Below are 12430 nucleotides of genomic sequence, written 5' to 3' on the forward strand. Positions count from 1 at the left end.
ATTTAATGTTCCTTTCTTAAATTGGGAGTGTTGTTAGCGCCCAAGTATTTTTCAATTTCTTCATTGCTTAATCGCTTGAGTTCTTTATAATGATGCTCCACAGAGACAAAACATTCAGGGCGATACACGCTAATCACCCCATCGCACAAACTTTCTAAGCCTTGAGCGACATTTTGCGCGACAATGGGGGTTAAAATATAAATGTCTCGGCATTCTTTTTTCAAGCAAGTTTGCACGCCTAACCCTGCTCTAAACCCGGTTTCAATCCCCCTATCTACGATAAAAATATTTTTATCTTTTAAGCTTTTGATCGCATTGCCTTTGCGATACTGATAGATGTGAGACAAAATGTCTTCTTCATAAGCCCGCTTGGATTCCCCATAAACATAGTCTAAAGTGATGTCAAAGGAATTGATTAAACTTTCATTCATCACTATATCCATGCTCTCACTCACTAAAGCGATCTCGCATTTTGAGTTTAAAGGGGCTAGGATAGGTTCTAAAAAAAGTATATCATAAGTCGCTCCAAATTTTTGCGCTAAAGCGTTAGCTAAATACAAAGCGTTAAAACTCAAAGCGAGCATGATGGAATCTTTTAAATCAATGTGGCGCGTGTGGATTTCATTAATCAATTTATTTAGAGCGTCTTCTTCATTAATAAAACGCATGCCCTCTATATCGGTGATATGGCTAAAGTCAGTATTCAAGTGCATTCCTTTTTTTCACTTACGCTGTAAAGATCGGTAAGTTACATTGGTTTTAGTGATCGGTGAAAAGTCTAATTCTAGCTTAACATAGTTATTTTCAAACACTCTTATAGGTTGGTTGGGATCGCCGGTGAGAATAGGGCGCCGTTGGTTGACGAATTTAAAGCCAATCCCAAAACACCGGATCTTTTTATAAAGCCCCACATTCCAATTTAAAACCACATTATTTCTAATATCATATCCCACATCCGCGCTCATGGAAAAATAGCCAAAATCGTTGCTAAAACCCGCCTTTAAATAATCCGCAGGATTTTCTACAATGCTATTAATCCCGCTGCTAAAATTGTTTTTTAAAAAATAAGAGAGGTTAAAGCTTAAAAATTTGCGTTGGTAATTGGCGTTCACGGAGATTTCTTCTAATCGGTTTTGATAAAACGAATAAAAGACATTCCCAAAGATATTCAATCCTGTTAAGGGCGAAAACCCGATCTTGCTCTCTAATGGCATTCTAAAGGGCGAAACTTTATCGTCAAGATTGATGAGTTGCGATATTTTAAAATACAATAACTCTTGCCCCCCTAATCCATAGAGGTATTGCGTTAGGGTTAAATTCACCGTCTTATTGCTCGCATCGCTAGGTAAAATGCTGTTAGGATTCCACACAGAGTCATACAAACGCCCTTGATAATCATAATCTCTCAATAAAGGCGAAGTGTAGCTGTTTAAGGCTTGCGCGCTTAAAGCATACATGTTTTGAGAAAATAAGCCGTTTTTAAAGGTGTAATAAGGGATGTTGAAAATCGCTTCCAATTGGATCGTGTGGAAAAGCTTGTTGTATTCTCTGGCTAAATCCATGTTTGCATATAAGGAAAAATTTGAAGACACAAAGTTCCCAAATTCCCTTGATTCATTAGGGATTGTAGGTACGAAGGAATTTTTAGATTGCATTAAAGCCACATTAGATAGTTGGAGATCATTCCAAAGCCCTAGAGACAAATACTTTTTAAACAAAGAAAATTGCAAACCCACCGGCACATTCAAAGCGTTTTGCACATAGCCATAACCAATCTCTCTTGCGGTGTTTCTAAACTGATAATCCACCGAATACAACAAATTTTTAAAATACAAAGAATTTAAATATTTATGGTATTGCAAATTAGGGACAGATTGGAAAGTGCGGTTATTGTTGATTTTATTCAAGTTTAAAAAATACTTGATATTCAAGCCGTAATAATGATTTTCTGTTTGCAAATAGTAATTCGCCCTAGACATGTGCGTGGCGTCCGTGATACGCTTATTAACCTTTTCAAAACGCACATAATCCAAATCGTTCATGTATAAAAAGTCAATGTAATGCCCGTTGTCAATATTAGACTTAAGGTGAAAGTATTTTTGTAAAGTGTCCCTACTAGAGCTTAAAAATTCAAAACCATAGATATTTTGATTCCTCAAATCATAGCGTTTGACATATTGAGTGTAATTCCTAAAATAGCGCGCGTTGAATAAAAACCTGTCGTCTTTAGAGTTGATGTAGCGCGCTTCAAAATTCAAACCAAAACCTCTTTTATAGCGGATTTGTGGGGTAAAAGTCATATCCCATGAGTTTTTGGGGGCTAAATAAAAGGGTTGCAAATAAATAAAGCCGTCCAAATTGGAAGTGCCAAACTCAGGGTATAAAAACCCGGTAGTGCGTTTATTGCTCGTGGACATGAAAATATAGGGCAAATACAATATAGGAATATCACCGACATAGATCTTAGGATTCCACATAGACAAATGCGATTTTTGCATGTTGAATGAGCCTGAAGTCGCATTGACATGCCAAATGGGGTTATCAATGCTACACCCTGAAGCGCTCATGTTTTTAATCTTATATTTTTGATCCCTCCCGCTAGCAATATCCGCGCTCACCCAAATCCCGCTCACGCTATCTTGGACATAAAAGGGGAAAATGATTTCATATTTTTCATTCAAACTCAATTTCACATAATCGGTTTTAATCAGTAAGCCCTCGCCCCTATAAACCTTGATATTCCCCTCTAATAACGCTTCTTTAGTCTTGGTATCATAGCTCACCTTGTCCGCTAAAATATACACATCATAATTCAATAAGATCGCATTCCCTGATGCGGTTATCACATTATCTTTAGCGCTCACTTTATCCGCAAGGATTTCAAAAATCTTATGGTTTTGTTTGTCAAATCGTTGCATAGCGATTTCTTTAGCGTCTAATGCGCTTAACCAAAAAAAGACCGCCAAATACAACCAATAAATCATGATTAAAACAACACCAAAAGACTTTTGCTTTTTTCTTCATGCCACGCCCTATGATAGGGGTTTTTAAATACTACAAACCATAAAAAGGGGCATAGAAAAACCACGATCTTTAGCCCTAAACGCTTCAATAAAATAGCCCTACTAGGGCAATCTGCTAAATAAATATCAATAATTTTAATCCTAAAAACCAGTTTAGCCAAACTCATCTTGCACAAACACACAAAAAAGATTTCATAAACGCCATACAAGATGATAAAACCCATCACAACAAACACGCTGTGATAAATGGGGTTAGTCAGCCAATATAGAGAATGCAAGAAATCGCATGCCCTTAAAAGATCGCTCAATAAAAACGCCACCAACAAACCATCGGTTAAAAACGCTAAGATGCGCCAATACAAGGGGCATAAACGCATTTTTTCACGCATAAGGAGTGTTTCTATGATTTCAGTTTCTTCTTTTTCTAAATTGGGAGAGCGCATTCAAAAACAAACAAGACAAACTCTTTGGTTTGTCTCAAACTTCAAGAATATTCTTTCAAATCTAACACCTTAAAACCAATATCCTTGCGATAAAACATGCCTTCAAAATGCACCTTTTGAGCGATTTCATAAGCATGGTTTCTGGCTTCTAATAAGGATTTTCCTCTGCCAATGGCAAAGATCACCCTCCCTCCACTGCTTTCAAACACGCCATTATCCTGCGCCACCTCCCCTAAAATCAAATGGCCTTTTTTTTCATCAACCGGATCAATATAAAGGGTTTGTTTGGGCGAAGAGCTAGTGGGGTAATTCCTAGAAACAAGCGCCACACTCATCACAAATTCTTTAGAAAACACCAATTCAAGAGAATTTAATTCCCCTTTGGCTGTAGCCAAACACAAATCTAAAAGCGAGCTTTCTAAAAGGGGTAAAATCGTCTGGCATTCAATATCTTTAAAACGCACGCTAAAATCCACTAAATACGGCTCTAAAACGCCCTTTTCTTCTATGACCACAATTTCAGCGAGTAAAACCCCTTTAAAAGGCGTGTTATTAGCCTGAAGCCTCTCTAAAGCGGGTTTAAAGATATGATTTTTTATTTTCTCTTCTAGTTCATTAGAGAAAAAGTTTGCAGGAGCGATGGCCCCCATACCCCCTGTATTGACTCCATTATCCCCCTCTAATAAGCGTTTGTAGTTTTGGCAAAAGGGCAACAAAATAAAATCATCGTTGGCTATGAGCGCTGTAACTGAAAGCTCAAACCCCTCTAAAAAAGGCTCTATGATCACGGGCTCATTGCTTTGTTTGAAAGCGTCTTCAAGGATTTTTAGCGCTTCTTCTTGATGATGGACAATGCTTGTGTTTTTATTCAACGCTTTAATCACTAAAGGGAAGGAAGCGTTTTGAATGTAATTGAGAGCTTCTTTTAAATCGTTTGTTTCAAAGTAAGACGCGCTTTTGATACCGCACTCTTTAACAAAAGCTTTCATATAGCTTTTAGAAGCCTCTAACTTAGCCGCTTCTTTAGAAGCCCCAAACACTAAAATCCCCGCTTTTTCTAGCATCTCTGTAAGCCCTAAAATCAAAAGCTCTTCTTCTGAAATGATGGCTAAATGGATCTGTTTTTTCAGGGCTAATTCCACGATATGCTCGTAATGTTCGCATTCCAGATTCTCGCCTAAATCTTGAGTGCCACCATTACCCAAACAAAAATACAAAGCATTCACTCGCTCATCTTGCTGAAGCCTTTGAGCCAAAGCATACTCTCGCCCCTTATTCCCCACAATTAAAACATTATAGTTGTTGTTATCTTTCATGTCTTTCCTGCAATGTGGTTGTTTTTAAACCCAGATGACCGCTACTTTTACATGCGCATAAGTTCAACAAACCTACACTAATAAGGCTAGGAGGATTTTCTTAGGGGCAGATTTAAAAAATGCCATCACACAAAAACCACTACCTTAGCCTAACTTATTTTTTCAACGAACTTGCCATCAATAAGAAACACGAATCATCTAGGCGATGCTTACAATTATACTTAAATTTTAAAGAAATTCCATGCAAAAATATTCAAGCGATCTGTGATAGTTTTGATTGGCGTTTGGGCGTTTTAAGACAAGCTGACTGATTTATTTCAACCTTTCTTTATACGCCGCTTCCAAACTGCTATACCCTTTTTTCAATTCTCCCACATCCCCAAAAGCCACCACTTTAGCTTCTTTTAAAAAGATCGCACTGTCTAAATACTTTTCCACATCCACCACCAAATGCGTAGAAACTAACAAGCTTGCGTTTTGGCTAAATTCCTTAGCGATGAGTTCAAAAATCTCTTCTCTTGCAATAGGGTCAATCCCAGCCACCGGCTCATCAAAAAGATACAAAGAAGCGTTTCGTGATAGGGTTAAAATCAGCTGTAATTTTTCCCTCATGCCTTTTGAAAGGGCTTTGAACTCTCTTTTTAAAGGCACGCTGAAGCGTTTGAGTAAATCTAGGGCTTTTGATGAATCAAAATCGCTAAAAAAATCCTTGTAAAAAGCGATCGCTTTTAAAGGCGTTAATTTAGGGTCTAAAAAATCGCCATCGCTTAAAAACGCCACGCTTTTTTTAGTTTCTATACCGATCTTTTGATTTAAAATTTTCACTTCCCCTTGGTAGTTCAAATTCAATCCGGCTAAAATTTTTAACAGAGTGGTTTTACCCGCCCCATTAGGGCCTAAAAGCCCTATAAATTGCTGTTTGGGTAGTTTCAAATTGATATTATCTAGCGCTTTTAAACTCCCATAAGTTTTAGTCAAATTCTCTATTTCTACTAGCATTTTAATTCCCCGAATTTGCGCACTCTTTTGTAAAAATCGCTAATGATATTTTCTAAATCTTTAGGGGTGAAATCAGGCCATAAAATCGGCGTGAAAAACAATTCCGCATAGCTGGACTGCCACAATAAAAAATTAGACAAGCGCATTTCCCCCCCCGTTCGTAACAATAAATCCACTTCCGGCAAATTGCGCGTGTCTAAACGATTAGAAATTTCATTTTCTAAGCTTTCTAAAAGGCTTATATTGCTAGGCGGGCTTTCTAGCAAGCTTTTAAATGCCCTTGAAATCTCGTTTTTAGATCCGTAATTAAGGGCTAAAACTTGAGTAAAATCCTTAAAATGCCTAGTATCGTTTTCAAGCTGCAAGATCGTATCTCTCAGTTCTTTAGAAAAGCCCTCTAAATCCCCTATCGCTCTAAAGCGTATGTGATTATCCAAATAAGTGGATCGCTCGTCTTTAAGGTATTTTTTAAGCATCTTCATTAAAAAATCCACTTCACTTTTAGGGCGTTTCCAATTTTCTGTAGAAAAAGCGTATAAAGTCAAGCATTCTAGCTTATGATTAGCGCACCAGATCGTAATGTCTTTAAGGGTTTTTACGCCCTTTTTATGCCCATAAGCCCTAGCTTTATTCTTTAATTTAGCCCACCTGCCATTACCATCCATAATAATGGCAAGATGTTTGAGAGTGTTATCCAATGCCTTTACCCTTTAAAGAAATTCTTCAATTATACACCATTTAAAGCGTGCAAGCATCCACTAAATAAGCGATATGCTGCCAAGAAAAGTGGGTTTTTTCACTCAAACCGATCTCGCAAGTGCTGGAAGTGGAAAAACCCCTTTTAAGATCATAGGATTGGTAAAACGCTTGAAAGTCGTTTAAAGCGCTCTCGTTCAATTCAGGGGTAAAAAAGCCCTTATTCCCCGCAAAGGCGCAACAACCTGTCTCTTTGTGGATAACAATCTCGCCTAAAGTGCATTTTTTAGCCAAATTGAATAACAACTCTTCTTTATTTTCTAACTTTAAAGCGCACATCGTGTATAGCCCTATGTCTTCGTTAACGGGGTTGAATTTTAATTTAGGGCTTAAAACTTCTTCAATATAGACGCTCAAATCATAGACTTTCAAATCCTTATAAGCTTTCATTTGCTTGAAAAAATGCGTCGAACATGCACTATGGTCTAAAACGATCGGTATTTTTCCCTTATCGCTTAATTGTAAAAAAATCGCATGGTTTTTTTCATTGTTTTGTTTGGTCAAGTCGGTGTAATTGATAAAGGCTTTCCCGCAACAAAGCGTGTTCAATCCATTAGGATACATTACAGAAACTTTGGCTTTTTGGCATAAGGATTCAAACACTTCTTGAATGCATCTTTTATCCGCCATTTTGGTTGATGGAGCGAACGAGCGGTTGATGCAGGTGCTGAAATAAATGACTTTTTCTTCGCTCTTAAGCGTTTTATTTTCTAAAGGATAGGCGTTGTTTTTGGGCATATAATTAAAGGCTTTAGGGAAAGGCTTGATGAATTTTTTAATCCCTTTGGTCAGGCTTACTAATTTGTGAGATCCTATGAGATTTTGAACTAAGCGAGCGCTTTTTAAAGAAAAACGAGCCATGCTTGTGGTTGTTTGCATGTTGTTAAGGATCTTTGAAGCGATCTTTTCGCCTTTAGGGTTTTTTTGATAATGATTTAGGGCGATTCTTCCGGTATCAATTCCTAAAGGGCATAGCATAGAACACATATGGCACACCGCGCAAGTGGCGTGCGCTAAATATTCAGACTCTTTTAAAAGCTCGTCTAATAAAACTTGATCTTCATGATGACCTTGACTCACCCTTTCTTTCAAGCGCTCTGTCTCTCTGTGGATAACGATTCGTTGTCGTGGCGTTAAAGATAAATCTTTGCTAGGGCAAACCCTTTCACAAAACCCACATTCCATGCACATGTCCAAATGCTCTTCAATAGGGTAAATGCTCTTTAAATTTTTAGTGTGGATTTCTTTATCGTTTGTGATGATCACATCAGGGTTTAAAATGCCGTTAGGATCAAACAATTCTTTGATTTGTTTATGGATTTTATAGGCTTTTTCTCCCCACTCCATTTCCACAAAGGGGGCTACCATCCTGCCTGTGCCGTGTTCGGCTTTAATAGAGCCAGAGCTTTTGCTCACCATTAAAAACATGTCAGAAACTAAATTTTCAAACGCCTTTCTTTCAGCTTCATTTTCTAAAATCGGCGTAACGACAAAATGCAAATTCCCGCTTAACGCATGCCCAAAAATAATGCTGTTATCCTTAAAGCCATGTTTTTTTAAAAGCCCTTCAATCGCTTTTGCCCCCTCTACAAAACTCTCTTGACTAAAGCACACGTCTTCAATGATCACAGAGCTTTGGCTTTTTCTTTGAGACGCTGCGATAGGGAAAATGCCTTTTCTGATCTTCCACCACGATTGATAAATATTAGGATCACTGCTGATTTGAGAATCTAAAACGACCGGTATCGTGCTCAAAGCGTTTAAAATCGTTTGCATGTTGTTTTCTAAAATTAAAGGATCATCGCTTTCGCTTTGAATGAGTAAGCATGCGTTAGACTCTTTGACTTCTAAAATCACACTAGGCATGCCCTCCAAACCTTTCACGCTTTTTAAGGACGCATAATCCATAAGCTCTGCTGAAGAAATCATTTCAGGCTGTCTGGCTTTTAAAGCGGCTAAAATTTGAGCGGCTCTGGCGCATCGCTCTAAATTTTCATAAAACAATAACGCGCAAGTTTTATAAGCGTAGTCTTTCACGCATTCTAATTCCACGCTTGAAATAAAGCCTAAAGTCCCCTCAGAGCCTATGAATAAATGGCTGATAATTTCAATAGGGTCTTCAAAATCAATGAGAGCGTTTAAGCTGTAGCCGGTGGTGTTTTTGATCTCGTATTTTTTCTTAATTAAAGCATGCAATGCTTTATCTTCTAAAATCTCTTTTCTTAAATTCAAAACCCCTTCAATCAAATCTTTGCGCGTGTTTTTGAAATTCTCAACGCTCTTCTGATTGGCCGTGTCTAAAAGAGTGCCGTCAGCTAAAATGACTCTTAAGGATTTTAGGGTTTTGTAGCTGTTTTGCTCCACCCCGCAACACATCCCGCTAGCGTTATTAGCGACAATCCCCCCTATCATAGCGGTGTTTATTGTAGCGGGATCCGGGCCTATTTTTTTGTGGTAAGGTTTCAATAAAGCGTTCGCGTTGCTTCCTATGACTCCGCATGAGAGCTGGATGCTTTTAGCGTTATCTAAAATTTTAGCGTCTTTGAAAAAATGCGTAGCCATCACTAGCACCCCATCACAGCTCGCTTGCCCTGATAAGGAACTCCCAGCCGCTCTAAAAGTCAATGAAACGCCATGCTTTTTGGCTAAAACACAAAGCTTTTGAACTTCTTCTTCATTCTTCACCCAAGCGACTATTTTAGGGATATAACGATAACATGACGCATCAATGCCATAAGCCAAACGGCGTAAATAATCCTTAAAAACCCTATCGCTTAAAAACCCGCTCGCTTCGGTAAAAAAAGCGTCATAATTTTCTGCCACACACGCTCCTTAAACATTCCTATTTATCAAATCATTGTAACATAACCTTATTTTAGAAATTAAGGATAAACATGCTTGAAGATTATGCAATCGGTTTAGAAGAAGTCAATTTCAATGATTTCATAGTGGTGGATGTGCGCGAGTTGGACGAATATGAAGAATTGCATTTGCCTAACGCCACGCTCATTAGCGTTAATGATCAAGAAAAGCTCGCTGATTTTTTATCCCAGCACAAAGATCAAAAAGTGTTGCTCCATTGCAGGGCTGGTCGCAGGGCTTTAGATGCGGCTAAAAGCATGCATGCATTAGGCTATACGCCCTATTATTTAGAGGGCGATGTCTATGATTTTGAAAAATACGGCTTTAGAATGGTCTATGATGACACTAGCGGTAAAAAAAACTAGGCATGAGGGAGATTGTATGGGTGCATTCTCAAAGAATCGCCCCTTATAAGACTCTCATTTTAAATGAATTTTGCTACTATCCCTTAGAATTAGATCCAACCCCTTTTAGTGCCCTTATTTTCACTTCTAAAAATGCGGTGTTTTCCTTACTAGAAACTCTAAAAAACAGCCCCAAACTCCAAATTTTACAAAATATTCCTGCTTACGCTTTGAGCGAACCCACCGCAAAAACTTTACAAGATCACCATTTTAAAACCGCCTTTATAGGGAAAAAAGCCCATGGCAAAGAGTTCGTTCAAGAAATCATTCCTTTATTGGAAGAAAAAAGCGTTTTGTATCTCAGGGCAAAAGAGATTGCCTCTTCTTTAGACACCCTTCTTTTAGAGCATGGCATTGATTTCAAGCAAGCCGTTGTTTATGAAAACAAGCTCAAACATTTGACTTTAAGCGAACAAAACGCCCTAAAACCCAAAGAAAAGAGCATTCTTATTTTTACCGCTATAAGCCATGCAAAAGCCTTTTTACACTATTTTGAATTTTTAGAAAATTACACCGCTATAAGCATTGGCAACACGACCGCTCTTTATTTGCAAGAGCAAGGCATTCAAAGCTATAGCGCTAAAAAGCCCTCCTTAGAAGCGTGTTTAGAACTGGCTTTAAGTTTGAGGGTTAAGGAATGTTAAAAACATCTCATTATAATGCTTTCAGTTATTTTTTAAAGGATGATGCATGAATTTTGTCTTTTTATGGGCCGCTTTAGGGGGGGCTATAGGGAGTTCACTAAGGTATTTTGTGGGCAAAATGATGCCCAGTAAATTTTTAATGTTTGAAAGTTTTCCTTTAGGGACTTTTAGCGTGAATGTAATAGGGTGTTTTATCATCGGCTTTATGGGGCATTTGGCTGTTAAAAAAGTTTTTAGTGATGATTTTGGGATTTTCTTTGTAACTGGGGTTTTAGGGGGTTTTACGACCTTTTCTTCTTACGGGCTAGACACTTTAAAACTCTTGCAAAAATCCCAATACATGGAAGCCGTTTCTTATGTCTTAGGCACTAACATTTTAGGGCTTATTGGGGTAGCCATTGGTTGGTTTTTGGCTAAAAATTTTGTAGGCATTCATTAAAAAACGCTTTTTAGCGTTTTATTAACGCTTGATTAAAGCAGAACCTAACGATTACAATAGCCACAAAGCCATTTCATCGGCCATGAAAAAATCGCTCGCTATCAATCGCTTATTTTTAATGAAAGCCTTATTTTCTTCAATCAAAAACTTTACTTTATTAGCGTCTAAGAAACTAAGCTCAACCCCCAACTCACACCTCAAGCCTAAAAACAGCTTTTCTAAACGCTTGTCTTGTTCGCTAAGCGTCTCAACTTGGCGTTTTAGGGGGTCTTTAATGTAGTTTTCTATGAGTTTTTTCGCATAAAAGCGTTCATTCGCCACGCAACCTACAGCCCCAGCCCCGCATCCTAAATAATCTTTAGCCCCCCAGTAAGCCAAGTTGTGTTTGACTTGATAACCTCTAGCGTAATTAGACACTTCGTATTGCTTGAAAGAAAAGCCCTCTAAAGCCTCTTTTATTATATTGTCAAAATGGGTGCATGAGGGTTTTTTGGCGTTTTTTTCTAAATTCGTGTTTTTTTCAATACTCAAAGCATAAGCGCTCAAGTGGTTGATAGGGAGTTCTTTAGCGAGCTTTAATTCTTCTTTTAAAGAGTTTTCATTATCTAATGGGGTATTATAAATCAAATCAATGCTGATATTTTCAATCTTGCTTTTTAAAATAGTTTCTATCACAGGAGCGATATTTTTGGAATGTTGGCGCTCTAAAAACAATAATTTATCTTCCCTAAAACTTTGCACCCCTAAACTCAAACGGTTGATCCCTAAATCTTTTAAGCCTTGACACCAAGTTTTAGAAATCAATTCGGGGTTAGCTTCAGTGGTGATCTCGCAATCCATGCTCAAATTTGCATTGTGATGGATGCTTTCAAAGATCCTTTCAAAAGACTTCACGCTTAAAGTGTTAGGCGTGCCGCCGCCAATAAAAACGCTCTCAATTACTTCATCAGTTTGGCTTAACGCATGCGTTAAATCCAGGCATAACGCTTGAATGTATTCTTCTTTTAACCCATGCTTATTTTCATAGGAATTGAAAGCGCAATAACCGCATTTATTTTCACAAAAGGGGATATGAATGTATAAAATCATATTTATTTCTCTCATTTTCATTTCATTTTAAGCAAAACTTAAACTTGTAATTGTATCATTTTAAGATTATTTTGATAAGTAAAGGAGACAAACTTATGAAAAAGGTTATTATGGCTTTAGGCGTTTTAGCGTTCGCAAACGCTTTAATGGCAACAGACGTTAAAGCTCTCGCAAAAAGTTGTGCCGCTTGCCATGGGGTTAAGTTTGAAAAGAAAGCTTTAGGCAAGAGCAAAATCGTCAACATGATGACTGAAGCAGAAATTGAAAAAGAGCTTATGGATTTTAAAAATGGTGCTAATAAGAATCCTGTCATGACCGCGCAAGCTAAAAAATTGAGCGATGAAGACATCAAAGCTTTAGCCAAATACATCCCCACTCTCAAATAAACTCTCTTCGTTTTAATAGCGCTATTTGGGTGCTATTAAAATGAGTTTCAAACCCTTTTTTCTTAATTT

At 37.8% G+C, this 12430-nt stretch carries 12 protein-coding genes; 4 read left to right on the plus strand and 8 right to left on the minus strand.

From position 1 onward, the window contains the following. Positions 1-2 precede the first annotated feature (2 nt). The 7 genes from AA974_RS05410 to AA974_RS05445 form a co-directional block, all read right to left on the minus strand. Positions 3-707 (minus strand): phosphoribosyltransferase, encoded by a 705-nt coding sequence (locus tag AA974_RS05410; protein ID WP_064433727.1) that lies wholly within the window; start codon positions 705-707, stop codon positions 3-5. 15 nt (positions 708-722) lie between these two features. Further along, positions 723-2984, minus strand: a complete 2262-nt coding sequence (locus AA974_RS05415) for an LPS-assembly protein LptD (RefSeq protein ID WP_064433728.1) — start codon at positions 2982-2984, stop codon at positions 723-725. A gap of 2 nt (positions 2985-2986) precedes the next feature. After that, on the minus strand, positions 2987-3466 hold the full coding sequence (locus AA974_RS05420) for an RDD family protein (protein WP_064433729.1): 480 nt from the start codon (positions 3464-3466) through the stop codon (positions 2987-2989). A gap of 41 nt (positions 3467-3507) precedes the next feature. Next, positions 3508-4782: a phosphoribosylamine--glycine ligase gene (purD, locus tag AA974_RS05425; RefSeq protein ID WP_064433730.1), complete on the minus strand. Its 1275-nt coding sequence runs from the start codon at positions 4780-4782 to the stop codon at positions 3508-3510. A 312-nt stretch (positions 4783-5094) separates the two neighbouring features. Next, positions 5095-5781, minus strand: coding sequence for an ABC transporter ATP-binding protein (locus AA974_RS05435; RefSeq protein WP_000959603.1), 687 nt, complete (start codon positions 5779-5781; stop codon positions 5095-5097). After that, the gene (locus tag AA974_RS05440; protein ID WP_064434078.1) at positions 5775-6446 is read right to left on the minus strand and encodes a di-trans,poly-cis-decaprenylcistransferase; all 672 of its coding nucleotides are present in this window, start codon (positions 6444-6446) and stop codon (positions 5775-5777) included. Before AA974_RS05440 ends, AA974_RS05435 begins: the two co-directional genes overlap by 7 nt. Before the next feature lie 73 nt (positions 6447-6519). Next, positions 6520-9360 (minus strand): FAD-binding and (Fe-S)-binding domain-containing protein, encoded by a 2841-nt coding sequence (locus AA974_RS05445; RefSeq protein WP_064433732.1) that lies wholly within the window; start codon positions 9358-9360, stop codon positions 6520-6522. 71 nt (positions 9361-9431) lie between these two features. Between AA974_RS05445 and AA974_RS05450 the strand changes: the two genes are divergently transcribed. The 3 genes from AA974_RS05450 to crcB are packed head-to-tail and all read left to right on the plus strand — an operon-like array spanning position 9432 to position 10886. Further along, positions 9432-9764 (plus strand): rhodanese-like domain-containing protein, encoded by a 333-nt coding sequence (locus AA974_RS05450; RefSeq protein WP_064433733.1) that lies wholly within the window; start codon positions 9432-9434, stop codon positions 9762-9764. 2 nt (positions 9765-9766) lie between these two features. After that, a complete protein-coding gene (locus AA974_RS05455) occupies positions 9767-10447 on the plus strand; it encodes a uroporphyrinogen-III synthase (RefSeq protein ID WP_064433734.1) in 681 nt (226 codons plus the stop codon). 46 nt (positions 10448-10493) lie between these two features. Then, entirely contained in the window at positions 10494-10886 is a 393-nt protein-coding gene (gene crcB / locus AA974_RS05460; RefSeq protein ID WP_064433735.1) for a fluoride efflux transporter CrcB, read from the plus strand. A gap of 51 nt (positions 10887-10937) precedes the next feature. On the opposite strand, the gene hemW is transcribed toward crcB, so the two are convergent. After that, entirely contained in the window at positions 10938-11975 is a 1038-nt protein-coding gene (gene hemW, locus AA974_RS05465) for a radical SAM family heme chaperone HemW (protein ID WP_064434079.1), read from the minus strand. A 95-nt stretch (positions 11976-12070) separates the two neighbouring features. Between hemW and AA974_RS05470 the strand changes: the two genes are divergently transcribed. Further along, positions 12071-12361, plus strand: a complete 291-nt coding sequence (locus AA974_RS05470) for a c-type cytochrome (protein WP_064433736.1) — start codon at positions 12071-12073, stop codon at positions 12359-12361. Positions 12362-12430: the final 69 nt, after the last annotated feature.

The organism is Helicobacter pylori, assembly GCF_001653475.1.
GTDB classification, from domain to species: Bacteria; Campylobacterota; Campylobacteria; order Campylobacterales; family Helicobacteraceae; genus Helicobacter; species Helicobacter pylori_CM.